Origin of the sequence: Methylophaga sp. UBA2513 (assembly GCF_002341285.1) — a bacterium.
Lineage (GTDB): Bacteria > Pseudomonadota > Gammaproteobacteria > Nitrosococcales > Methylophagaceae > Methylophaga > Methylophaga marina.
On record NZ_DDNT01000021.1, the window covers coordinates 295,011 to 319,043 of the forward strand.

Consider the following 24,033-nt stretch of genomic DNA (forward strand, 5'->3'; position numbering starts at 1 on the left):
TCTCTCCTAATAAGGTTATTTTTTTATGACCACTTATTCATGAAAAATGCTTGTTCTAAAGGACGACGTTGACGAGGAGAAAGTTCTCTTTCTAATTGTTCCTCGGTCAAATTGTCCAGTACCGCCTGATGACCAATGGCGATCACTGACCACATATGAATATCATCGGAAATGGCAAATGCCTCACGGATTTTTTTATCGTCAAAGCCGCCCATTTGATGGCTCATTAACCCCATAGATGTTGCTTGCAAGCAAAGGCTGATGCTGGCAGCACCCGTGTCATACCCTGACCAACGGTTGGGTTTATCATTTTGGCTGAAGAGAGGGACTGAAGCCGTTAAAATTAACACTGGGGCGTTCTTTGCCCATTCCTGATTGCCGGGGGCCAAGGCTGATAACAGTTTTTCCCATGCAGTGCGGTCAGTATTTTTATCGCAAACCAGATAACGCCATGGCTCATCCCCAAAACATGAAGGGGCCCAGCGTGCAGCTTCACAAAGTGCAGTGATTTCTTCTTGGGACACCATAACGGTAGGGTCATATGCACGACCACTCCAGCGTTCTGCCATGACTTTTTCGATGGGTTGAGCTGTGTCAGCGGGTTTTTGAATCATACAATCACCTTGGTAGTTGAATTAAAGCTTTTTTTGATGGGCGATAAAAACCGCCAATATGTCCGATCACTTGAACTAAATCTGCGCCACTTTCTTCTGCAATTTTGTCTAACATGGCTTTTCTATCTGCGCGTTCTTGCCCACTAACTCGGACCTTTATGAGCTCGTGGTGTTCCAGTGCATTATCGATTTCAGCAAGAACAGATTCTGTTAAACCACTGTTACCAATCATAACAACCGGTTTTAATGTGTGGGCAAGCCCTTTTAGATAACGTCTTTGTTTGTCAGTAACTGCCATTAGTGTGCTCACCTGTATTAAAATGATCTGATTATATCAGGAAGGCAATATGGCTAAACAACACAAGTTTACGGTAACAGCAGCAAGAGGTATGTTGCCACTGCTTGCGGATGAACTAAAACAATTAGGTATCAAAAATACCAAGCAAGATCAGGGAAATATCCGTTTCACCGGCACGTTGGCTGACGCTTACATGGTCTGTTTATGGTCTCGTGTAGCCATCAGGGTATTATTACCTATTGCCCATTTGCATGCTGAGACACCAGAGCAGTTATACGAAGGGGTGAATGCACTTCCCTGGGAAGAACATATTCACGAACTTGATAGCACCATTGCTGTTGATTTCAATAGTTTCCGGTCAAAAATAAAACACAGCCAATACGGTGCACAGCGCGTGAAAGATGCGATTGTCGATCGCTTTCGTACACTGTTTGGTCTGCGACCTTCGGTAGACTTATACCAGCCGGATGTGCGAATTAATGTCTACCTCAAACACAATCAAGCCACTGTGAGTATCGATTTATCCGGTGACAGCCTGCATAAGCGTGGTTATCGAGTCAGCAATACGACTGCACCATTAAAAGAGCATTTAGCTGCCGCTATTCTGCTCAGTGCGGAGTGGCAAAAATTAGCCAGGCAGGGTTGGGCATTGATTGATCCGATGTGTGGCTCTGGCACTTTTTTGATAGAAGCTGCCATGATAGCTGCCGACATCGCTCCCGGTATTTTGCGTGACTATTACGGGTTTACCGCCTGGAAACAACACGACAAAGATAGTTGGAAACAACTCAAAGCCGATGCCGAGCGAAGAAGACAGTCTGGCCTGGCCAGATGTCCAGTTATTGTCGGCGGAGATGCTGATGCGAGAGCCATTGAAGCGGCCAAAAATAATATTGCTGAAGCAGGATTAGATGACCGTATTCAGGTTAATCAGCGCGATTTAACTGAATGGCCGAAACTGGCTGCAGATTTACCTAAAGCAGGCTTGTTTGTGTGTAACCCTCCCTATGGTGAACGAATCGGTCGTGCTGATGAATTACATTATCTGTACGAAAGCCTGGGAAATATTATTAATGAATCGTTTTCAGGCTGGAGAACGGCACTGATTACCGATAATGCACAATTAGGTAAATTTACTGGCTTAACACTTTTCGACAGTGTGCCGTTTGATAATGGGCCAATTGCCTGTGATGTCCTGTTTTACCGTGCGCCACGACCTGTTCGTTTTAATGAGTTAAGCTCAACACCTACACAATTTGTGGACGAAGAGTTCGATGATAAAGAACATGCACCTGTTGAGATGACAGAGCAGGGAACGATGTTTGCTAATCGCTTAAAGAAAAACAAAAAGCATCTGGCCAAATGGGCGCGTAAATCAGATATCAGTTGCTATCGTGTTTATGATGCTGACTTGCCTGATTATGCTTTGGCGATTGATCTTTATGACGAACATATCCATGTTCAGGAATATGCTCCCCCAAAACAAATCGATCCTGAGAAAGCGATAGAGCGACTACAGGAAGCCATGCAGATCATTCCTGAAGTATTAGAAGTCCCTGTTACTCAGGTGGCACTGAAAGTCAGGAAGAAACAACGTGGTAAAGAGCAGTACGAAGCTCAAGCAGCCAAAAATCAACGCATAGAAGTGCGTGAAAATGGACTGCGTTTTTGGGTCAACCTAACCGATTATTTAGATACAGGCTTGTTTTTGGACCACCGTGATACCAGACAACTTGTGAGAGACTTAGCCAAAGACAAAGACTTTCTCAACCTGTTCTCATATACCGGTTCAGCCAGTGTTTATGCGGCTGCAGGTCAAGCAAAATCAACGACCAGTGTCGATATGTCCAATACCTATTTGTCTTGGGCAGAAGATAATATGAATTTAAATGGTTTCGTCGGTGGACAACATCAATATGTTCGTGCGAACTGTATTGAGTGGTTGCAACAAGCGATAGAAGATGACAAACGTTATGGCCTGATTTTTCTGGATCCACCGACGTTTTCTAACTCAAGTCGGATGGAAGGCGTATTTGATATTCAACGTGATCATGTCGCGCTTATCAAACAAGCAGCGGCATTATTAACAGCAGACGGCGAATTGATATTTTCGACTAACCGTCGTGATTTTGAATTAGATACTGATGCTTTGATTCAAATGACGATCAACGATATCAGCGTAACGACCATACCGCGTGATTTTGAGCGAAATAAAAAGATTCATCGATGCTGGCGAATCAAACCTGCCGTATGATTTTAGAATTCAGACAAGGTGTGTTTGATTTCTTGCCATAATTCAGCATAAGCCTGACTGACGTTTGATTGTTTATCAAACGCCGGTAATGGTTGACGGTGATCCCCCATTCTTTCTACCACAGCAGCGTAGGGGATCGCTGTTTTTAATCCATTTTTCAGCATCTTAGGTGGATGGGCAAGCATCACGCGATGCATGCTTCTACGTCTGTCCACCATATTAAAAAAAGCATGTAGACGTTTAGGCTTTAATTTATGTTCTTTAAAGAAGTCACGGGTTTGCTCAAATGTTCTTAACGACAGATGCGTCGGAATCAACGGTAGATATAAGGAATCAGCCGTAGCAAAAATCTGTTCTGTCAGTAGGGAAAAACTAGGCGGACAGTCCAAAATCATCAACGCATAATTTTCACTGAACGGTTCTACCAGTTTGGCAATCAGGTTCTTTTTACCCTGATCACTTTGTTCGCTCAATTGTTTATCCAAGTGACGGAAAGAAAAGTCAGCGGGAATGATATCCAAGTGGTCAAACTCGGTAGTTCTGACCAAATCACCGATAGGCGTTTTGCCCGAGAGTAATTTTTTGGGTTTTGTTTCCGATTGAGCATCGGTATTCAACAGCCAGCTGGATGCGCCTTGTGGATCTAAGTCCCATATCAGTGTGGGGATACCTTCATTAGCGGCATGCCAGGCGATATTGACGGCGGACGTCGTTTTACCGACGCCGCCTTTCAGATTGAAAAAAGCAATAGTTTCCATAACGAGATTAGAACGACTTGGCCATTTGCTCTAATAAGGTCGTTTGCGCAGAAATTGATGGAGCGTCATCTTCTTTTTCAACACGATGGTAACGGCCATCAGCATTTAAAATCCACGCCTGTGAATTATCTGAAAGATAGATTTCCAAGTCGTCCAAAATGCGATTACGTAATTTCTTAGATTCAATCGGGAAGCAGGTTTCCACACGACGTAATAAGTTTCGTTTCATTAAATCGGCGCTGCCAGCCCAGATTTCAGGTGAACCTTGATTTTCAAAGTAGAAAACCCGCGTATGCTCCAGGAAACGTCCGATAATACTTCTGACCTGAATATTGTCAGACAAGCCTTCAACACCAGGTTTGAGACAGCAGATACCACGGACGATTAAATCGACTTTTACCCCAGCCATTGATGCACGGTAGAACGCCTGAATCATTTCCTGCTCAACAACCGCGTTGACTTTTACAATGATTCTGGCCGGTTTGCCAGCCTTGGCAGATTCGATTTCTTTTTCAATTTTGGCCAGTAAGCCTTCATGCAAGGTAAAGGGGGCATGCAGCAGTTTATGCATTTGCGGAATTTTACCGAGGCTGGTGAGCTGAATAAACAGATTGTTTACATCTTCACCAATTTGTTTATCAGAGGTCAGTAAACCGTAATCGGTATAAATGCGTGAGGTGCTGCGGTGATAGTTACCGGTACCTAAGTGAACGTAGCGACGTAACTTACCATTTTCTCGTCTTAGAATAAGTAGCATTTTGGCATGTGTCTTATAACCCACAATGCCATACACTACATGGGCGCCAGCTTCCTGTAAGCGAGATGCCAGCGCGACGTTGGCTTCTTCATCAAAGCGAGCACGTAATTCCACCACAACTGTGACTTCTTTCCCCGCCTGAGCCGCACTGACCAAGGCATCTACAATCGGTGATTTAGCACCTGTACGGTAGAGGGTTTGTTTGATTGCAAGCACGCTGGTATCAGCTGCTGCTTGACGAATCATGTCGATGACGGGGGTAAACGATTGGTAAGGATGGTGCAAAAGCATATCTTGTTTACGCAGCGCGTCAAAGATATCAACATCCAGAGTTAAGCCACTTGGACGACCTTGGGTGAACGGTCTGAATTTCAGATCAGGTCTATCAACTAATGAGCAGACAGTTTGAATTCGACTCAAATTGACAGGACCATTCACCAGGTAGACATTATCACGCTCCATCGCACATTCATTACGCAGGAATTCCACCATATCTTCCGGACAGTTGTGTGCAATTTCCAAACGAACTTCATCACCGTAGTTACGCTGGGTGAGTTCGTCAGCAATGGTGGCCAGCAGGTCACTGGTTTCTTCTGTATCAATGGCTAAATCACTGTTACGTGTGACACGGAACTGGAAACAGCCTTTTATTTTCATGCCAAAAAATAAATCTTCAGCAAAGGCATGGATGATGGATGACAGGAAAACGAACTTATATTCGCCTTCAGCATGCATTTCAGCTGGAAGCTGAATCACACGTGGCAGTGCACGAGGTGCTTGCAAGATGGCATAACCACGGTCACGGCCAAATGCATCTTTACCCACCAGTGACACAATAAAATTCAAACTCTTGTTGAGTAAGCGAGGGAAGGGGTGTGCCGAATCTAGGCCCATTGGGCTGAGAATCGGTAAGATTTCTTCCTGAAAGTAGTTTTTCAGCCAGGCATTATGCTCGTCTGTCCACTGTGAACGAGGTAGAACCTGAATCGATTCTTGTTCTAATTCTGGTAAAAGCACTTCATTGAGCACACGATATTGCTCTTCAACCAGCTCATGCGCGCGCTGGTTGATTAATTTGAGGCATTCCTGAGCCGTGATTTGATCGGACTCGATGTAGGGATCACCAATTTCAATCTGCTGAATCAAACCAGCAACACGTACTTCAAAAAACTCGTCCAGATTGGTGCTGGAGATACACAAATAATTGAGACGTTCCAGCAAAGGCACATTGGTATCAAGTGCTTGCTGCAAAACACGCCAGTTGAATTCGAGTAAACTTAATTCACGGTTGATGTAAAGAGCCGGGTTATTTAAATCGAGAGTGTTTTCTTCAGTCATATTGCCTTTGCAGATCGTTATTACACAGATTTTTTTATAATAATGCAGTTTTATGACAATGCGATGAATTACCAGCGGTATTTGTCATACATTTCCGGATTTGCCCAAAAACGACTGTTCAGCCAATCTCGTTTGGGCTGGTAGTTTTCTATTGCATAACTGAAGATGCGCAAACCTTCTTCTGTTCCCGCAATATGCTTAAATCCCATCGCCAGGTAATCAGTAAATTGCCATTGGTTGTTTGTCGCTAATTCAGTGTGGCTAATCAGAATAACATGAGGCGCATATTGATTCTTGATTGTGCCAAGCCACGCCTGAGCAGCAGGTTTGTCGATGGACTCCGTTAAATGACTGATAACAGCCAAGTCTACCGCTTCGATATGTTGAAGTTGCTGCTGTGTAAACGGTGTCGCGAGATGCTGCAATCTAGTATCATTATCGGTTTGCAGACAACTTGCTGCTGTCTCTCCAGCCGTTAAAATCGTTTTAGGATTAAACTGCTCGATGAGAGGTGTCAGTAAGCTGGATAGGGCGATTGAATCAGTCATGACTAAGCAGGATAAAACATCTACTGAGTTCTGGAAACATAAACGTCTCAGTCAGATGACACACGATGAATGGGAAAGCCTGTGTGATGGCTGTGGACGTTGTTGTCTTCATAAACTAGAAGATGAAGATGATGGGCGCATGTATTACACAAAAGCCGCCTGTTCTTTATTAGATATCAACAGCTGTCGATGCAAAGACTACGATAATCGTCAAACCATCGTACCTGACTGTATTCAATTAAGTATTGAAAACGCGCATTATTTCGATTGGTTACCCGCGACCTGTGCCTATCGTCTCTTAGCCGAAGGCGAAGATTTACCCGAGTGGCATCCTCTTATAACTGGTAACCCAGACAGTGTTCACCAAGCCGGCATTTCAGTTCGTGAAATAGCACAGCCAGAAGATGATGTAGAAGAGTTAACCGAAGCCATCATTTCCCTGAGTTACGAGGCTGACTAGTTAAATGACACCACAAGAGAGTCGAGAGTTTACAGCCAGATTAGAGCAAGCAGCCATCCTGCTGCTTGAAATGGAGATTTACCGTAAACCTGATGATCTGGCTCGCCGATTTGGTCTCCCTGTTCCTGTTGTGCGTTACTGGTGGCGACAAACTGATCAGAAAACACATCCGGTTGACCAGAACCAGTTAGCACCTCGAGAAGTGAAAGTGATTCGAAAAGCATCACAAACACTAGAAGGCTGGGAAAAAGTAAAACGTTATCGACCAGAATGCGGTGCGCGCCTGCCAGGTGGTAAGCGTTGCAAACGATCTGTCGCCATCCGTTCACCTGAAGGATGGGGGATGGGCGCACTCGCTGATCGCTGTCGTTTACATGGTGGTTTATCGAAACGACCCAGAAAAAAAGTGAAAGAGGATGACGAGCTGTAATAAGCTAAACCGAACTCATCAACCCTCGCTCTGCAATCTATGATAGATAATATGGAAGTGCTCAAACAACTCTACACGCTGTCTCAGGCAGAACAGACTGGGACTTTCTTTATAACCACAATACAAAATCGTGCCTGTCATATCTTGCTTGAACAAGGCAGGGTAGTGGCTTTATCTCATGGTCCTCATCGTGGCGAACAAGTATTAAAACATTGGTCTGAGATGGAGGTAGAGCGTTATTCGTTTAAACCTAACGTCAAAATGCCATTGGCTGGCCGAAGTTTTCTTGATGATGACACCAATATATTTCGTTTTTTAAATGTATCATTTGATTCTGATCGTGACGATGTGCCTCACCCGGTTTCAGCCAGTAAAAAACGCATCTATCGCGGCGTCGAAATTGAGGAAAATGAACGAACTGTAGTGTCACAAACACCATCGCCGAAAGTCAAAAAGCCATTGCGAATCTACCGTGGTCAGATAATTGATGATTAACATCAGTAACAAGCCCGCTTGAAAATCGGTATCATAAGCCAATCTTTTATTACTCCCATGTAATGTGACGTTGATTATGAAATATTCGCCAAGCGACTTTAACCAGGGTTTATGCCAATTCCTCGATGCTTCACCGACCCCGTACCATGCAGTAGCTTCTCTGCAGACGTTATTAGAAGATAAGGGCTTTGAGCAGCTTCATGAAGCCGATAGTTGGGGACAGTTAAACGCAGGCCATTATTTTGTTATTCGTGAGGCTTCGATTATTGCATTCACCTTAACTGGGAATGATTTAAGCAATACGGGGATTCGTATGGTGGGAGCACATACGGATAGCCCATGCCTGAAAGTGAAACCTAAGCCAGAAAAAGTGCAACAAAGCCTGTTTCAGCTTGGTGTTGAAGTGTATGGTGGTGCCTTATTAAACCCATGGTTTGATCGTGACTTGTCACTTGCTGGCAGAGTGAGTTATGAGGATCCACAAGGCCAAATTGCTCAAGTCATTATCGATTTCAAAGACCCTATTGCCACTATCCCCAGTCTGGCCATTCATCTGGACAGAGAGGCGAATCAAAATCGCAGTATCAACCCGCAATTGCATCTGCCTCCGATTCTTGCTCAGATGGATGACGGAGATAAACTTGATTTCCGGGCGCTATTAGAACAGCAATGCCGACAGCAGCATCCTGAGATCAACATCGGTCGGGTGTTGGATTATGAAATGTGTTTTTATGACACGCAAAAAGCAGCAGTAATGGGCTTGTCTGCAGATTTTATAACAAGCGCCAGACTGGATAACTTACTGAGCTGTTATGTGGGGTTGCAGTCTTTACTTGCTGCAGACAATACAAGATCGGCATTACTGGTATGTAATGATCATGAAGAGGTTGGTAGTCAATCTGTTTCTGGCGCACAGGGCACTTTCCTTCAAGCCGTATTACAGCGACTCGTCGATGGCAATGAAGCGTATCAGCGTATGGTCGAACAGTCGTTGATGATTTCAGCGGATAATGCCCATGCCATTCATCCTAACTATGCAGATAAACATGATGCTGAACATGGTCCTTTACTAAACAAAGGACCGGTTATTAAAACCAATGCCAATCAGCGTTATGCTACCAGTAGTCAGACCAGTGCCTTATTCAGGCAATTATGCGAGCAGAATGATGTACCGGTTCAAGATTTTGTGGTCAGAACAGATATGGCTTGTGGGAGTACCATTGGGCCTATTACTTCATCTCATATCGGTGTAAAGACGATCGATATCGGTTTGCCAACATTTGCCATGCATTCCATTCGCGAATTAGCAGGTAGTCAGGATGCGGTGATGCTACATAAAGTATTGACCGCCTATTTCAATCAAAAATAATTGAGGAGTTTTTATCCATATGGCTGAGACAGTGGACGAATTAACCGTTGAATACCATGAAGGTGACACGATGACGGTTAAAGAGCTAGACAAAGTGATTCTGACAAAAGGCGCATGGGCAACAGTAATGTTCCGTTATCAGGATCTTGATCGTAAAACCGGTGACTTTGGTCCTGATAAATACACCATTCGTCGTTATCAAAAACGCAATGGCGAGTACAGCCAGCGTTCTAAATTTAATATTTCAAGCCGTGACCAAGCTTCACAAATTATCAACGCACTCACTAAATGGACCGATGAATAAGAGTTTAATAACCCACTTGGTAGCAGCCACATTTGTTGCTACCGGATTATTTATTGATTCAAACGCCTCAAAGGCGATTCTGGCTACCGGCTTGTTTGCACTGGCCGGTAGTCTGACAAACTGGATAGCCATTCATATGCTATTTGAGAAAGTACCGGGATTGTATGGTTCTGGTGTCGTGGTAGAGCGTTTTGCTGAGTTTAAGGCCGGTATTCATAAGCTGGTCATGCAACAGTTTTTTAGCAAAGAAAATGTCGATAGATTTCTGGCTGAACTGGTCGCTGATAATGCGCAACACCCGCTGGATTTCTCGGATGTTATTGAGAATACGGATTTAGAACCCGTCTACGATAGTCTGGTTGCGACGATTATGGAGTCGTCTTTTGGCAGCATGCTCTCTATGTTTGGTGGTAAGTCTGCACTCGAACCCCTGCGTGAGCCGTTTATTAAAAAAATGACACGTTCTTTGGATGATATTGCTCACAGTGACTCATTTCAGCAAAGTATTCGTTCAAAACTCAACAGCCATGCCGTGTTTGATGATATCCATATGCAAATCGAACATATAGTGGAATCACGTCTTGATGAACTCACGCCGCTAATGGTGAAGAATATGGTTCAAGACATGATACGCACTCATTTAGGCTGGCTAGTGGTCTGGGGTGGGGTGTTTGGCGGCTTGATTGGTTTTATTACCAGCTTTTTACCGATTTAGATGACGGTTTCCTGTCCACTCTGCCAACATCAGGCCAGGGTGTTTTATCAGTTCAAACACCGTTTATATCATCAGTGTGATTTTTGTTATGGCGTGTTTATGGATCCGGCCTTATGGCCGGATCGCCAAGCAGAACAGAGCCGTTATCTGGAACATTTAAATGATGTAGAAGATAAACGCTTTCAACACTTTGTTTCTCCGATTACCCAAGCTGTTCAACAGTTTTTTAAATCGCATCATCAGGGGCTTGATTTCGGTGCAGGACATGCACCGGTGATTACACATGTCTTAAATCAGTCAGGTTTCACCATTGCAGCCTATGACCCGTTATTTTTTAATGATGATGAGCTGTTGAAGCAACAATACGACTATATTTGCAGCTGTGAAGTCATCGAGCATTTCCATCAACCGGCAAACAGTTTTGCTCTGCTCAGAGATTGTTTAAAACCAGGCGGGCGACTATTTTGTATGACGGAGATCTATCATGAGGCGATCGATTTTCATCGCTGGAATTATAAGAATGATCCGACGCATGTATTCATATATCACCGTAATACAATCAGCTATATTGCTGATAAATGTCACTTTAATAAACCGTATATTAATGGACGACTGATTATGTTAGAGGCTAATAGTCGCTAATAAATTGTTGTCGGATAGCTTGCTGATGTTGTGCAGGCAGTATGATGCTAACCACGACTTTATCCGTAAAACTCTGATCGATAATTTCTCCACGTAGTTGTTTGAGCTGGTATTCGAGGAGTTGTAGCTGTGAGTAATCAATCTCTAATGTCATTTCTGCCATTTCTACCCATTTAACGATATCAGCCTCAGCAATCGCTTGTTTTGCTGCTGCGCCATAGGCGCGGGTAAGTCCGCCAGTGCCCAGTTTTACACCGCCAAAATAACGAATTACGCCAATGACTGTATTGATAAGACTTTGTCCTTCCAAAGGAGCGAGTATCGGACGACCCGCTGTACCTGATGGCTCACCGGCATCATGAAAACGTTCAGTTAAAAAGCCTTCTGGTTGGCGAATGCGCCAGGCAAAAGCGAGGTGATTGGCTTGTGGATGTTGTCGAGCGAGTTGACCTAATTTACGGAGGGCGTCATCTTCACTCTGGCAGGGCATAATAACGCCAATAAAACGGGACTTTTTTATTTCATATTCCACCTCAGTGGTGGTCTCAACGGTGTAAAATTCTGTGGCCATGAACACTCGGCTATAGGAAAAAACAAGCCAACAATTTACCATATCGAGCCTAACAACATTTTTGTCGTCAACGAGGCTACATATTATCCGTCATAAAAAGCGTTTGAGCAGACGGTTATCATTATGCTTCAGTAATCAGTTTGGCGATGATAACCGTTGAACATTAAACATCGAGATAACGGAGCAAAACACATTGTCAGAAAGTGCATTTATCGTAGGCCAACGCTGGGTCAGTAATAGCGAAGCAGAGCTTGGTCTGGGTATCATTCAGGAAAGCAGTGGACGTCGTATTGAAGTATTCTTCCCCGCGGCGGCAGAGAGTCGTTTTTATGCTGCTGATAATGCGCCTTTAAGCCGTGTCATCTATTCTGAAGGGGATAAAGTCAGCACGCGTGAGGATGTGAGTTTTGTGATTAGCGCCGTGCAACCCTTTAATGGTTGTTATATCTATCAAGGCGATACCGAGACGGGTGAACCCATCAGTATCCATGAAATGGATCTGGATAGCCGTGTTCACTTTAACCAGCCTCAAGACCGCTTTTTCGCTGGTCAGGTCGATAAAAACAGTCAGTTTGAATTACGTGCAAAAACACTCAATTATCAGCATGAACTCCTAAAATCGCCGGCATATGGCTTATTAGGCGGCCGTGTTCAACTTTTACCACATCAGCTATATATTGCTCAGCAGGTAGCGCAACGATTTGCACCACGTGTGTTACTGGCAGATGAAGTCGGACTCGGTAAAACCATTGAAGCAGGTCTGATTTTGCACAAACAGGTCTTATCCGGTCAGGTCAGACGAGCACTTATCGTTGTGCCAGATGCGTTATTGCATCAATGGTTAGTGGAAATGCTCCGCCGCTTTAATCTGACTTTTACCTTGATTGACCACGAAAGGCACGACGCGCTGCAAGAACTTGATGAAGGCAATCCTTTTGAGAGTGCTCAAATGGTGTTGTGTGGGTTAAATAACCTATTGGCTAACCCACAGATGCAGGTCGACATGTTGGCGACAGAGTGGGATATGTTGATTGTGGATGAAGCGCATCACCTGGCATGGTCACCTGAACAATCAAGTGAGGGTTACCAACTGGTTGAAACGCTCGCGGCTCAGATTCCGGCATTATTATTGTTAACGGCCACCCCTGAACAATTAGGTATTGAAAGTCATTTCGCGCGCCTACGTTTGCTCGACTCTGATAAGTTTTATGATTTTGATGCATTTGTGAAGCAAGAAGCAGCATATCAACCAGTCAGCGAATTAATCGAACAGCTTGATGCCGCAGAAAGTTGGACGCAATTATCACCAGCGCAGCAGTCACAGCTTAAGGAATATCTCGATGAGATGTTATTTGAGCAGTTAAGTGCTGAAGAAGCGTACATCGATACAAAAGTGGATGCCATTCAACAACTTCTCGACAGACATGGCACCGGTCGGGTGCTGTATCGAAATACACGTGATGTGGTGAAAGGCTTCCCGAATCGACTACTTCACCAATATGAATTGCCGCTTCCGGATGCTTTGTCTGATGAAGATCTGAGTCATATTATTTTGCCTGAACAACATTTCACCGATGTTGACTGGTTAAAACACGATAGCCGCGTCAGTTGGCTGGTTGATTTTCTTAAAGCGCATCGCGACGATAAAATCTTAATCATCTGTGCTCAGGCTGACACCGCCCAACAGCTTGAGAACCATCTCAATATCAGTCAAGGCATACGTTCAGCAGTGTTCCATGAAGGGTTGAGCCTGGTGAATCGTGACCGTGCTGCAGCTTATTTTGCAGATGATGAAGATGGGGCGCAGTGCCTTGTTTGTTCCGAGATCGGCAGTGAAGGACGTAACTTTCAGTTTTCACATCATCTGGTGTTATTTGACTTACCGGTTAATCCGGATTTGTTGGAACAACGGATTGGTCGATTGGATCGTATCGGGCAGCATCATGATGTGCATATCCATGTCCCTTATTACGCCGATACAGCACAATCCATTTTATTGCAGTGGTATCACCAGGGTATGAATGCGTTTGAACAGGTGTTGGCTGCAGGACAGCGTATTGCGAATGTGACAAAACCAGCACTGGAAGCCGCCATGGCTGAACCAGCAAACCAGGGTTTATTAGATAGTCTGATACAACAAACACAGGAAGTTTCCGAGCAAACGCTGACAGAACTTCAGTCTGGGCGCCATCGCTTACTTGAGCGTCATTCCTTCAATGAGACTCAGGCAGAATCAGTTGTGGCGGATGTTGAAATGTTATCCCGTTCACTTGAGTTGGCCGGTTTTATGGATGATGTGTTTGATGCCTTCGGCGTAGATCAACATCCTCATAGCACAGACAGCATTATCATCGAACCTGGCACGCATATGCAGACACAGTTCCCGGAACTGCCAGATGAAGGACTGACTGCGACCTATCAACGCCACAAAGCACTGGGTCGTGAGGATATGAGCTTTCTGACATGGGAACATCCTATGGTGCTGGGCGCAATGGATATGGTATTGAATAGTGATTTAGGCAATAGTGCATTTTGTACCTTAGCAACTGATGAGGTGAAAGCCGGCAGTTTATTACTGGAAGCCATATTTGTTATGCGCACTATTTCGGAACGAGATCTACAGATTCAACGCTTTATTTCTGAAAGCCACATTAGACTGGTGGTGGATGAACGTGGTAAACAATACCAAACCGTGTTTGATGAGCATGATTTCAATAAAATAGCCGGTCGCATCCCAAGAGCAACAGCTCAGGAATTGATTCGTCATGCCCGTGGCCCTGTCGAGAACTTGCTCGCCCAGGCCAAAAATGCGGTGACAGACATGGAAGACACATTAAAGCAGGAAGCACTGGCTAATATGAATAATGAGTTGGAGCAGGAGTATCAGCGTTTGAGTGCCTTGGCAAAAGTCAACCCGAATATCCGACAACAAGAGCTGGATTATTTGAAACAGCGCCAGGAAAAGTTGAATGCTGGCATTCAATCAGCCTCATTATCGCTGGATGCCATACGGGTGGCTATTGTGACTGATCCCACTAACTAAAGAGACAGATATCAGAATGGTCAAGCTGAAAAAAGTTGTTATACCACTCATTATTTTTGGCCTGACTGTTCTGATTGTGGCTGCACTTATTGCCACTAAACCAAAAGCAACAGCCAAAGACACCAAACAAAAAGCCTGGCTGGTGAATGCCATTCCCGCTGAGTTCCAAACAATACGTCCACAAATAACTGTGTATGGTCGGATTGAAACTCCACGTGATGCCAATCTTAAAGCGGCTGTTGAAGCTGATGTTGAATCAGTAATGGTGCTGGAAGGTGAAACTGTTGATCGAGGTGAATTACTACTGCAGCTTGATAAAACGGATGTTGAACTCGTCAAGCAGCAGCGCCAAGCTGATGTGGATGAAATTATTGCTTCAATTGCCAATGAAAATGTGCGTTATCAACGCGACCTTAACTTGCTGGATAATCAGAAGCAGTTAGTCAATCTGGCAGATAATGCGGTTCAGCGAGCTAAAAAACTCGAGCAAAACAAGCTGACATCTCGCGCCACACTGGATGAGTCCTTATCAGCTTACCAACAACAAGTGCTGGCACTTAAACAATTACAGAATGATATCGCCGAGCATCCTTCACGACTGGCACAGCTAGAAGCGGCTAAAAAACGAGCTGAAGCCTTACTCAAACAGAGTGAGGTGAATCTGGGACGTACCGATATACTTGCTCCTTTTGCGAGTCGTGTTGCGACATTGAATGTTGCTATTGGCGATCGTGTTAGGCCAGGCGATAGTCTGATTAAGGTTTATGATCTAAATAATCTAGAGGTACGAGCCCAAATTCCCGGCCGTTACAGCCAGAAAATTCGTAAGATGTTGGAAAACGGGCAACAAATCATCGCCTCCACTGTCATTGACGGTGAGCCAATCAAGTTAGAATTAAAGCGACTCTCAGGAGAAGTCAGACTTGATAGTGGAGGGGTTGATGGCTTGTTCCGGCTAATGAATCATAGCAACACATTACCTTTAGGCACGTTTGTCGAACTGCAGCTCCAACTCGCAGAACAACAGCATGTTATTAAACTGCCTTTTAGTGCGCTATACGGGCTGGATCGTATCTATGTGATAGAGGATGGACATTTAAAAGCCATGACCATCGAGCGGGTGGGGGAAGTCATCACGGAAGATAATATTCAGCAATTGTTAATCCGAAGTGATGCTATACAAGCGGGTGACTTAATCGTGACGACACAGCTTCCTAATGCCATCACGGGTTTAGCGGTTGAGACTGCCCTGTGAGCCTGCCGGCACATCGCACAGATATCATTGGTATTTTTGCCCAGCATAAGGTAGCGGCAAACCTACTCATGCTGATGATGTTAATCGGTGGGTTTGTGTCGTTAAGTAAACTCAATACGCAATTTTTCCCTAACTTTGCACTTGATGTGATTACCGTCAGTGTTGTCTGGCGTGGGGCCAGCGCTGAAGATGTAGAAGATGCGTTGACCAGTCGCATTGAGCAAGAGCTCCGCACCATCGACTACGTCGATAAAATGACCTCAACTTCATCCTACGGCTCGTCTCTGGTGACTCTGGAGTTTGAAGAGGGTACAGAGATGGGACAGGCGCTTGATCAGGTAAAAGATCATGTCGCTCGTTTGCGAAATCTGCCTAGTGATGCTGAAACACCTGAAATCAGTATTGTGACGCGATACGATAACGTCGCCAGATTATTGGTGACGACAGATGGCCACTTAGATGAGTTACGTGGACTGGTGCATCAAATTGAGCATGAGTTGCTTGATGCCGGCATTTCCAGAGTCAATATCACTGGATTACCTGATGAAGAAATGGCGATTAAAGTCAGCACTTCAACACTAGAGTCATTGGGTTTGAGTTTTGGTGATGTCAGTCAACGTGTCGCTGACCAAAGTCAGGATTTGCCTGCCGGGGAGATTGGTAATGGTGAAACTGCACGCCAAATCCGTAGTCTCGATCAACGCCGTGATGCTGATGCCTTTGGTGATATCTCCCTAAAAAGTGATTATGAGGGGCGCGTTTTACTGATTGAGGATGTGGCCGATGTTGAGCGTCGTGCCATGCGTGATCAGGTCAAGGTGTTTTATCATGGCCAACCCGCCGTTGAGATTGAACTGCTGCGAACCGAAAATGCTGATGCATTGGCCTCTGCCAGGATTATGGAAAACTGGCTAGAACAAGCCAGACCCACTTTACCCAAAGGCGTGGATATTAGAGTCTATGATGCCAGTTGGTCATTGATTCAGGAGCGTATAAATCTGCTTCTCAGTAATGGTTTGGGCGGACTTCTCCTGGTATTAGCGATTCTCTTTTTATTTTTGCATGGCAGAGTCGCTTTCTGGGTGGCCGTGGGTATTCCCGTGTCTTTCATGGCAGCGTTGACCGTTTTGTACATGCTCGGCGGCAGCATCAATATGATCAGCTTGTTTGCTTTGATCATGGCATTGGGCATTATTGTCGATGATGCCATCGTGGTGGGCGAAGATGCGTTATCTCACTACCAAAGTGGAGAGCGGTCCTTGTCCGCTGCAGAAGGTGGCGCAAGGCGCATGTTAGCGCCGGTTATCTCATCGTCATTAACGACTATTGCTGCTTTTCTGCCATTGATGCTGATAAGCGGTGTGATTGGCAATATTCTGTTTGATATTCCTTTTGTGGTGATCTGTGTGATTATTGCCTCGCTTGTGGAGAGTTTTTTAATACTTCCCGGGCACTTACGCCACACTTTTCACAGTATGCATCATGATAAGCCAGGTCAGTTGAGAGTCTGGCTTGATGATAAATTTGAACAATTTCGTGAACAATTTTTTAGGCCTCTGGTTACTCTGGCTGTTAAAAATAGTGTGGTCACGATCAGTCTCACATTGGCGATATTGATTCTGTCTATCAGCCTGCTGGCCAGTGGTAGAATTTTATTTAACTTTTTCCCCTCGCCAGAAGGCACAACCATTACAGCGAATGCCCGTTTCGTGGCAGGCACCCCGAAGCAAGATGTTGAGCAATTTTTGCAGCACATCAATCTGGCTTTGGATAAAGCAGAGGCTGATTACGAGCAAAATATCGTCAAGATGGCTGTGACACGTTTAGGGAGTGCATCTTCTGCCAATTCTAATGTCAGTAGCAGTCAGGCGGATGAGCGTTTTGGCTCTGTTCAACTGGAGATGATTTCGCCTGATAAACGCGATATTAGAAACAAAGCGTTCATTCATGACTGGCGACAATATATCGAGCTTCCGCCCGGGATTGAAACGTTTACGATTAGTGAAATGCGTGGCGGTCCACCGGGTAGTGATATTGATATTCGTCTGAGTGGCGCGACAGCTGAGCAGTTAAAAAAAGCCTCACATGAGATCGCCGAGAAGTTAAAAAACTATGCCGGTGTCAGTGCGATTGAAGATGATATGCCCTATGGTCAGGAACAGTTAATCTATCGCATCAAAGGGCAAGGCGATGTGCTGGGATTGACTGTTGAAAATGTGGGACGTCAATTACGAGCAGCATTTGATGGTCAGTTAGTTCAGATATTTCAGGATGGTGATGATGAAGTAGAAGTGCGCATTATGCTACCTGATGCAGAACGCAATACGCTAGCGACATTAGAAAATTTTATGCTCAGATTGCCTAACGGTGGCAGTGCACCGTTATCCAGTGTGGTTGAGTTTGAGTCTCGGCGAGGCTTTGATGTACTCAGACATACCGATACCCAACTAGCCATACATATCACGGCGACCGTTGATGCTGTGGTGAATAATAATAATGCCATTCTAAATGATATGAAAGCTTCGTTTTTACCGGCCTTATCCTCTAAGTATGGGGTGAAAATAGCGTACGAAGGTCGTGCCGAAGAACAAGCAGAGACCATGACTGATATGGCCCAAGGCACGTTGCTGGCTTTTGTGATGATTTACCTGGTGCTGGCTTGGGTCTTTTCCTCTTACGGCTGGCCATTGGTTGTCATGGCAGCCATTCCATTTGGTCTTATCGGTGCTTTAATCGGTCATTGGTTATTGGGTATTGATCTGACCATTTTGTCTTTGTTTGGTATTTTTGGTCTGTCAGGCATTGTGGTGAATGATTCCATCATTCTGGTGACGTTTTTCAAACAATTGAGAGAGTCTGGCCTTGCGACACATCAAGCCATTATCGAAGCGTCTACACAACGACTTCGCGCGGTATTATTGACTTCACTGACCACCATTGCCGGATTGACACCATTATTATTTGAAACCTCGTTACAGGCACAATTTCTCATTCCAATGGCTGTATCTATGTCATTTGGTTTGATGTTTTCAACAGTATTAGTGTTATTGGTCATACCTGCGATGCTGGCTGTTTATGAGCAGATGGCAGATAAGTTTCTACCGAAGCGAACACAAACAGTGACAATTTGATACTGTATTAAGTCTGACTTAATAATCACGGTGCATGCTGCTTAAATTTGAGCGAACAGCATTGAGTTAAGGATTTTACATGCGACGATATACACCTATTGTGATGGCCGCTTTTATAAGCACTTTCAGCCCGCTCACTTCTTTTGCAAACGATGCAGAATCCGTCAGCAAAGTGCCTTATTCTGCCGGACTGGATCTGGCTTCACTCACTGATAAAGTGTATCAGCGTCTACCCGGCCTGCTAGCTGAAGGTAAGTATCAGCAGCTGCAGCAGGCAAATGACTCATACAGCAATAGCTTATTTGCAGAACCTATCACCGGTAATTTAAGTCTGTTTAGTGATGAAGTTGGTACTGGACGAGGTTCTCAAGAGTGGGAAGGGGGAGTGGACTTACCGCTTTGGTTACCCGGCCAAAAACAACAGCAACAAGCATTGTCAGCAAAAATAGCGGCTGAACTTCCTGCCTATCAGCAAGCATTGAAACTGGAAGCCTCGGGTGAAGTGAGGCAGCAAATCTGGCAAGTAAAATTAGCTGAAGCGCAGTTAGAACAAGCGAAACTGACTTGGGAAACCGCGAAAAAGTTACAAAACGATGTGGAGTCCCGGGTAAAAGCGGGGGATCTTGCTTCAACTGAACGACTACTGGCAGGCAGTAACACGCTGGAAGCACATAGCAAAATGGTCAATGCAGCATCGTTGCTTCAACAACGGTTGAAAATTTATCAACTGATTACCGGTGAAAACACCCTGCCAAAACAGGTCGAAGAAACCGTCATCACCCCTTCCGAAGACGTACAACAACATCCACAGTTGCAGTTACAGGATCAGTTGATAGCCAGATTACAGGCACAAATGGGACTGGCACAATATGACGGTGCAGTAAATCCTAGCCTGTCTGTTGGCGTCAGACGAGAACGGGGTGATAGAGCGGAAGACTATACCAATAGCTTGGGTATCGGGTTTAGCATGGCGTTGGATGATAAGGCATACAGGCAGCCTGCCATCGCTCAAGCCTCAGCCGAACTAGCTGATGCTCAGGTGACACGTCAATCATTATGGCGTGATCTAAAAACACGACAAGTCGCTGCTCATGAAGAATTAAACAGTAGTCGGCAGCAGCTGGATTTGATCACGGAACAAAATAAAACTACCCAGCAGTATTATCAATTACAAAAGCGCGCCTTTGATTTAGGTGAAATTAATTTGATTGATTTATTGCGCAGTCAGGCGTTGGCTAATGATAATGAGAGCAGAAAGCGCCTGTTGGAAGTACAAATAAAGCAACAGATTTCTGAATTAAATCAATCGCATGGGATAATCCTGTCTAATAATTAATAAAGCTTTTTAAGCTTAATTTTTCGTTAAGCTTTCTTTTTTAATCTAGCCTCCATACCACCTCCAAAGGGGAATTTTATGGAAGCTAGATCGTTGGCACAGTCTGTCAATAAAAGCCGCTCTGAACGCGTCGCAGAGCGACAAATTATTCAGCCTGTTTTTCCACTCACACTGGCAAAAGCCAATGAGCCGGGACGAATGGACGCTGAACAATTTATTTATCAGCGCTTTGAAAAACAACACGGTGCAGAGATCAGCCATTTTCTGCCGTTTATCTTGTCTGCCAGGACAGGTGGTTTAGTTTCAGCAGCACTTGGTTTCCAGCCAGCCAGTTATTCATCACATCTTTTTCTTGAATATTATCTTGATAATGATATTCAAACGACGCTCAGTATTCTTACCCAAACAGTCGTTCAACGTGATGCCATTGTAGAAATCGGAAACTTGGCCTCAGGACGACAACGTGCGACTCAGACCTTATTTTTACTTCTTGCTGAGTTGTTCTATCAAGCCGGTTATGAATGGGTTGTGTTTACGGCTAATTCAGCCGTTTCTCAGTGGTTGGCGAAATTAGATATTGAGACTATTGCCATCCGTGTTGCAGACCCAACCAGGTTGCCAGATAAAGGGGCAAGCTGGGGTAGTTATTACGATGATAAGCCTGTTGTGGTGGCCAGTCATATTCGCCAGACCATGGCAAAACTTAACAACAACCCCCTTATGTTGTATTTACGTCAGAGCTACCAACATCAATTAAATGAATTTGTCGCGAGTTTTCGTCATGACTGAGTTAGTCGAACGTTTACGTCGGATTGCGACACAACAGCCGAACGCACTGGCCTTGCAGGACCCATATCATCAGCTGACTTGGCGTCAGATGATAGACGAAGTGGATAGACTAACTGAACTGCTATTACCTTATACACAGAATGTCGTTGCCTTATATGCCGACAACAGTGTCGACTGGGCGTGTATTGATCTGGCCTGTTATGAAGCCGGCGTCATCAGTTTGCCTATTCCAGCCTTTTTTTCGGCAGAACAACAACATCATGCCATCAGTGAAAGTGGCACATTAGCGTTAATCGAATCGAAAGGCACGACATTATTTCAATCACTCAAGCTGTTTGACCAGTTGCATCTGTCGTTAACGGACAATCTGATTTTGTTTCCATTAGCCAAGAAAGGTCATAGTCAAATTCCAGAGAAAACCCAAAAAATTACCTTTACATCGGGTTCTACTGGTCAGCCTAAAGGGGTGTGTATGAGCACAGATAATCAATTAGCTGTGGCTGATGCCATTATCCAACGTACAGAATTACAAGCTATCAAACACCTGTGTGTATTACCGCTGACCACCTTATTGGAAAACCTAGCCGGCATTTACGCACCTTTGCTAAGCAGAGGATCGGTCACCTTATTACCAGCAGCCGAGCTTGGCTTTAATGGTGGACGAGGTTTTGATGTTCAGCAATTTTTACAAACGCTGAGCAAACATCAGCCAGAAAGTGTGGTGTTATTACCCGAATTATTACTGACTCTGGTGTCAGCCACTGAAACAGGCTGGCCAGTACCTGATAGTTTGAAATTTATTGCCGTGGGTGGCAGCCGTGTATCTGCAGACTTGTTACGGAAAGCTGGTGATTTAGGCTTACCGGTTTTTGAGGGTTATGGCTTATCTGAATGTAGCTCGGTGGTCAGTCTGAATAGCCCAAATTATCGGCAAATAGGCAGTGTCGGTCAGTGTCTTGACCATGTAAAAGTCAGTATTGAGTCCGGTGAAATCATTGTTAAAGGTAACTGCTTTTTAGGCTATATCAATCATCCTGATAGTTGGTATCCGCAGCAGATAAATACCGGCGATTTAGGTTTTATAGATGACAACCATTATTTGCATATTAACGGGCGCCGTAAAAATCTATTAATCAGTAGCTTTGGCAGAAATATCAATCCGGAGTGGGTGGAAAGCGAGTTATTGGCAAATCCTATTCTGGCCTATTGCACGGTGATTGGAGATGCAAAATCACATTGCAGTGTCTTAGTTCAGCCTCGTTTTGACACTACCACCGATGCGATGATTGACCAATGGATAGCCCTGGTCAACAAACGCCTACCGGATTACGCGCAACTAGCAGACTGGCAGCGCTTTGAATGGCCACTCAGTGTGGAAAACGGCACGTTGACGGCAAATGGTCGTCCCGTCAGAACACAAATTCTAGACAGCTACTCTCACCAAATAAATGCTTTATACAAGGAGCAGGCATAAATGCTTTTTTTCGATAGATTACAAACAGAAACAGCGGCAGCACGTGAGCAATTATTCAGTGCACCGATCATTGCCAAAGCGATGACAGGCGATATCACTACCGAGCTTTATATTAACTTTCTGACACAAGCCTATCATCACGTTAAACATACCGTGCCACTTTTGATGAGTGTTGGTGGTGTCTTACCTGAACAAAAAGAATGGTTACGTAATGCGGTGGCTGAATATATTGAAGAAGAATTAGGCCATCAGGAGTGGATACTGAACGATATCGCCGCCTGTGGTGCTGATAAAGAAGCGGTCAGACACAGTCAACCAAATCTGCAGACAGAAATGATGGTCGCCTATGCTTATGACATGGTACATCGCATCAATCCACTAGGTTTTTTTGGCATGGTACATGTCTTGGAAGGCACTAGTATCACCACAGCGGATAAAGCCGCAGAAAGTATTCAAAATGCACTAGGTTTACCGACTAAAGCCTTTAGTTATCTGCGATCACATGGGGCGCTGGATCAGGATCATGTCAAATTCTTCGAAGGGCTGATGAATCAAATCACCGATCCCGCCGAACAAGATCTCATTATTCACAGTGCCAAACGCTTTTATTATCTCTACGGCAATATCTTCCGTAGCCTGACTGAAGAGAAGATGCCATGCACAGTCTGAGAGATGTCACCATTCTGATTACCGGTGCAGCCGGTGGTATCGGGCAAAAGTTAGCTAAGGCATTACACGATCAGGGGGCTAAGCTGATATTGACGGATATCAATGCAGACAAACTAACTGAACTGAAAGCCAGCTTAGGCGAAAAGCATGACGACTTTGTCGCTGACGTTAGTGAGACAACGCAGCGCCAGTCACTGGTGGATTATTGTGAAAACCTGCCTTATCCGCTGCAAATGATCATTAATCTGGCGGGTATCAACCGTTTTGCTGCCATCACCGATCATTCAGATAACGATATTGAACGGATGTTAACAATTAATCTGAGTTCACAGATTGCACTGACACGCGATTTCATTCCTTTACTGGAAAAAAATGCACCATCAACCATCGTCAATGTTGGCTCTATTCTGGGAAGTATCGGCATGCCCGGTTATAGCGTCTATTGTGCTACCAAGTTTGGCTTGCGGGGTTTTAGTGAAGCCCTTCATCGTGAACTGGCTGGCAGCGGAGTGGATGTGCGTTACTTTGCACCTCGCGCCACAAAAACAGCGCTTAATAACGACAATGTCAATGAACTGAACAAAGCATTAGGCAGTGCGATGGACAGCCCTGAGCAAGTAGCGAATGCCATTGTCGACTTTTTGCTTACGGATAAACGAAGACATTATTTTGGCTGGCCTGAAAAACTGTTTGTCAGAATCAACAGTATCCTGCCAGGCATTGTTGATAAATCAATTATCAAACAACTACCTATCATAAAACGTTATTTTTAATGGAGAAAAT

22 protein-coding genes are annotated in these 24,033 nt (G+C 44.7%); 16 read left to right on the forward strand and 6 right to left on the reverse strand.

Translation table 11 applies throughout. The annotated features are described in order from the left end of the window. Window positions 1-23 precede the first annotated feature (23 nt). Window positions 24-614 (reverse strand): nitroreductase family protein, encoded by a 591-nt coding sequence (locus B3V56_RS13945; RefSeq protein WP_289283588.1) that lies wholly within the window; start codon window positions 612-614, stop codon window positions 24-26. A gap of 4 nt (window positions 615-618) precedes the next feature. Further along, on the reverse strand, window positions 619-912 hold the full coding sequence (yhbY, locus tag B3V56_RS13950) for a ribosome assembly RNA-binding protein YhbY (protein WP_286304546.1): 294 nt from the start codon (window positions 910-912) through the stop codon (window positions 619-621). A 49-nt stretch (window positions 913-961) separates the two neighbouring features. Here yhbY and rlmKL point away from each other — a divergent pair, with 49 nt between their 5' ends. Continuing rightward, window positions 962-3,166: a bifunctional 23S rRNA (guanine(2069)-N(7))-methyltransferase RlmK/23S rRNA (guanine(2445)-N(2))-methyltransferase RlmL gene (gene rlmKL, locus B3V56_RS13955; RefSeq protein ID WP_289284433.1), complete on the forward strand. Its 2,205-nt coding sequence runs from the start codon at window positions 962-964 to the stop codon at window positions 3,164-3,166. 2 nt (window positions 3,167-3,168) lie between these two features. Here the strand turns inward: rlmKL and B3V56_RS13960 are convergent, their stop codons facing one another. The 3 genes from B3V56_RS13960 to B3V56_RS13970 all read right to left on the reverse strand — a co-directional run bounded on the left by B3V56_RS13960 (window position 3,169) and on the right by B3V56_RS13970 (window position 6,567). Continuing rightward, window positions 3,169-3,924: a ParA family protein gene (locus tag B3V56_RS13960; RefSeq protein ID WP_289283585.1), complete on the reverse strand. Its 756-nt coding sequence runs from the start codon at window positions 3,922-3,924 to the stop codon at window positions 3,169-3,171. Window positions 3,925-3,931: 7 nt separating this feature from the next. Beyond that, window positions 3,932-6,019, reverse strand: coding sequence for a polyphosphate kinase 1 (ppk1, locus tag B3V56_RS13965; protein WP_289284434.1), 2,088 nt, complete (start codon window positions 6,017-6,019; stop codon window positions 3,932-3,934). A 68-nt stretch (window positions 6,020-6,087) separates the two neighbouring features. After that, window positions 6,088-6,567 (reverse strand): DUF6231 family protein, encoded by a 480-nt coding sequence (locus B3V56_RS13970; protein WP_286304551.1) that lies wholly within the window; start codon window positions 6,565-6,567, stop codon window positions 6,088-6,090. Here B3V56_RS13970 and B3V56_RS13975 point away from each other — a divergent pair. From B3V56_RS13975 to B3V56_RS14005, 7 genes are all read left to right on the forward strand, one after another. Then, window positions 6,566-7,027 carry a YcgN family cysteine cluster protein gene (locus B3V56_RS13975; RefSeq protein WP_286304552.1) on the forward strand — a complete coding sequence of 154 codons (462 nt, stop codon included), beginning with the start codon at window positions 6,566-6,568 and terminating at the stop codon, window positions 7,025-7,027. The genes B3V56_RS13970 and B3V56_RS13975 overlap by 2 nt on opposite strands. A gap of 4 nt (window positions 7,028-7,031) precedes the next feature. Next, a complete protein-coding gene (locus B3V56_RS13980) occupies window positions 7,032-7,457 on the forward strand; it encodes a hypothetical protein (protein WP_289244341.1) in 426 nt (141 codons plus the stop codon). Between the two features lie 51 nt (window positions 7,458-7,508). Next, complete coding sequence (locus B3V56_RS13985) at window positions 7,509-7,952, forward strand: hypothetical protein (RefSeq protein ID WP_289284435.1); 444 nt, start codon at window positions 7,509-7,511, stop codon at window positions 7,950-7,952. 76 nt (window positions 7,953-8,028) lie between these two features. Then, complete coding sequence (locus B3V56_RS13990; RefSeq protein WP_289283582.1) at window positions 8,029-9,321, forward strand: M18 family aminopeptidase; 1,293 nt, start codon at window positions 8,029-8,031, stop codon at window positions 9,319-9,321. A gap of 19 nt (window positions 9,322-9,340) precedes the next feature. Then, window positions 9,341-9,625 (forward strand): hypothetical protein, encoded by a 285-nt coding sequence (locus tag B3V56_RS13995; protein ID WP_289284436.1) that lies wholly within the window; start codon window positions 9,341-9,343, stop codon window positions 9,623-9,625. After that, on the forward strand, window positions 9,618-10,340 hold the full coding sequence (locus B3V56_RS14000) for a DUF445 domain-containing protein (protein WP_289282146.1): 723 nt from the start codon (window positions 9,618-9,620) through the stop codon (window positions 10,338-10,340). Before B3V56_RS13995 ends, B3V56_RS14000 begins: the two co-directional genes overlap by 8 nt. Then, complete coding sequence (locus B3V56_RS14005; protein WP_289282145.1) at window positions 10,341-10,982, forward strand: class I SAM-dependent methyltransferase; 642 nt, start codon at window positions 10,341-10,343, stop codon at window positions 10,980-10,982. Here the strand turns inward: B3V56_RS14005 and B3V56_RS14010 are convergent. After that, entirely contained in the window at window positions 10,969-11,553 is a 585-nt protein-coding gene (locus B3V56_RS14010) for a YigZ family protein (RefSeq protein WP_289282144.1), read from the reverse strand. The genes B3V56_RS14005 and B3V56_RS14010 overlap by 14 nt on opposite strands. 193 nt (window positions 11,554-11,746) lie before the next feature. Between B3V56_RS14010 and rapA the strand changes: the two genes are divergently transcribed. From rapA to B3V56_RS14050, 8 genes are all read left to right on the forward strand, one after another. Beyond that, window positions 11,747-14,596, forward strand: coding sequence for an RNA polymerase-associated protein RapA (gene rapA, locus B3V56_RS14015; protein ID WP_289282143.1), 2,850 nt, complete (start codon window positions 11,747-11,749; stop codon window positions 14,594-14,596). Between the two features lie 16 nt (window positions 14,597-14,612). Then, a complete protein-coding gene (locus tag B3V56_RS14020) occupies window positions 14,613-15,851 on the forward strand; it encodes an efflux RND transporter periplasmic adaptor subunit (RefSeq protein ID WP_289284437.1) in 1,239 nt (412 codons plus the stop codon). Continuing rightward, on the forward strand, window positions 15,848-18,982 hold the full coding sequence (locus B3V56_RS14025; RefSeq protein ID WP_289284438.1) for an efflux RND transporter permease subunit: 3,135 nt from the start codon (window positions 15,848-15,850) through the stop codon (window positions 18,980-18,982). The genes B3V56_RS14020 and B3V56_RS14025 overlap by 4 nt, the downstream gene beginning before the upstream one ends. A 79-nt stretch (window positions 18,983-19,061) precedes the next feature. Beyond that, window positions 19,062-20,318, forward strand: a complete 1,257-nt coding sequence (locus tag B3V56_RS14030) for a TolC family protein (protein ID WP_289282138.1) — start codon at window positions 19,062-19,064, stop codon at window positions 20,316-20,318. Between the two features lie 78 nt (window positions 20,319-20,396). Next, window positions 20,397-21,107 (forward strand): thermostable hemolysin, encoded by a 711-nt coding sequence (locus B3V56_RS14035; RefSeq protein ID WP_289282137.1) that lies wholly within the window; start codon window positions 20,397-20,399, stop codon window positions 21,105-21,107. After that, a complete protein-coding gene (locus B3V56_RS14040; protein ID WP_289282136.1) occupies window positions 21,100-22,581 on the forward strand; it encodes an AMP-binding protein in 1,482 nt (493 codons plus the stop codon). Before B3V56_RS14035 ends, B3V56_RS14040 begins: the two co-directional genes overlap by 8 nt. Next, on the forward strand, window positions 22,582-23,250 hold the full coding sequence (locus B3V56_RS14045; protein ID WP_289282135.1) for a TenA family transcriptional regulator: 669 nt from the start codon (window positions 22,582-22,584) through the stop codon (window positions 23,248-23,250). Then, complete coding sequence (locus B3V56_RS14050; RefSeq protein ID WP_289284439.1) at window positions 23,238-24,023, forward strand: SDR family oxidoreductase; 786 nt, start codon at window positions 23,238-23,240, stop codon at window positions 24,021-24,023. Before B3V56_RS14045 ends, B3V56_RS14050 begins: the two co-directional genes overlap by 13 nt. Window positions 24,024-24,033 lie beyond the last annotated feature (10 nt).

Coding starts and splice junctions, on each gene's coding strand:
- B3V56_RS13945 (WP_289283588.1), bottom strand. CDS start 614: ATGATTCAAAAACCCGCTGACACAGCTCAACCCATCGAAAAAGTCATG.
- yhbY (WP_286304546.1), bottom strand. CDS start 912: ATGGCAGTTACTGACAAACAAAGACGTTATCTAAAAGGGCTTGCCCAC.
- rlmKL (WP_289284433.1), top strand. CDS start 962: ATGGCTAAACAACACAAGTTTACGGTAACAGCAGCAAGAGGTATGTTG.
- B3V56_RS13960 (WP_289283585.1), bottom strand. CDS start 3,924: ATGGAAACTATTGCTTTTTTCAATCTGAAAGGCGGCGTCGGTAAAACG.
- ppk1 (WP_289284434.1), bottom strand. CDS start 6,019: ATGACTGAAGAAAACACTCTCGATTTAAATAACCCGGCTCTTTACATC.
- B3V56_RS13975 (WP_286304552.1), top strand. CDS start 6,566: ATGACTAAGCAGGATAAAACATCTACTGAGTTCTGGAAACATAAACGT.
- B3V56_RS13970 (WP_286304551.1), bottom strand. CDS start 6,567: ATGACTGATTCAATCGCCCTATCCAGCTTACTGACACCTCTCATCGAG.
- B3V56_RS13980 (WP_289244341.1), top strand. CDS start 7,032: ATGACACCACAAGAGAGTCGAGAGTTTACAGCCAGATTAGAGCAAGCA.
- B3V56_RS13985 (WP_289284435.1), top strand. CDS start 7,509: ATGGAAGTGCTCAAACAACTCTACACGCTGTCTCAGGCAGAACAGACT.
- B3V56_RS13990 (WP_289283582.1), top strand. CDS start 8,029: ATGAAATATTCGCCAAGCGACTTTAACCAGGGTTTATGCCAATTCCTC.
- B3V56_RS13995 (WP_289284436.1), top strand. CDS start 9,341: ATGGCTGAGACAGTGGACGAATTAACCGTTGAATACCATGAAGGTGAC.
- B3V56_RS14000 (WP_289282146.1), top strand. CDS start 9,618: ATGAATAAGAGTTTAATAACCCACTTGGTAGCAGCCACATTTGTTGCT.
- B3V56_RS14005 (WP_289282145.1), top strand. CDS start 10,341: ATGACGGTTTCCTGTCCACTCTGCCAACATCAGGCCAGGGTGTTTTAT.
- B3V56_RS14010 (WP_289282144.1), bottom strand. CDS start 11,553: ATGGCCACAGAATTTTACACCGTTGAGACCACCACTGAGGTGGAATAT.
- B3V56_RS14020 (WP_289284437.1), top strand. CDS start 14,613: ATGGTCAAGCTGAAAAAAGTTGTTATACCACTCATTATTTTTGGCCTG.
- B3V56_RS14030 (WP_289282138.1), top strand. CDS start 19,062: ATGCGACGATATACACCTATTGTGATGGCCGCTTTTATAAGCACTTTC.
- B3V56_RS14035 (WP_289282137.1), top strand. CDS start 20,397: ATGGAAGCTAGATCGTTGGCACAGTCTGTCAATAAAAGCCGCTCTGAA.
- B3V56_RS14040 (WP_289282136.1), top strand. CDS start 21,100: ATGACTGAGTTAGTCGAACGTTTACGTCGGATTGCGACACAACAGCCG.
- B3V56_RS14045 (WP_289282135.1), top strand. CDS start 22,582: ATGCTTTTTTTCGATAGATTACAAACAGAAACAGCGGCAGCACGTGAG.
- B3V56_RS14050 (WP_289284439.1), top strand. CDS start 23,238: ATGCACAGTCTGAGAGATGTCACCATTCTGATTACCGGTGCAGCCGGT.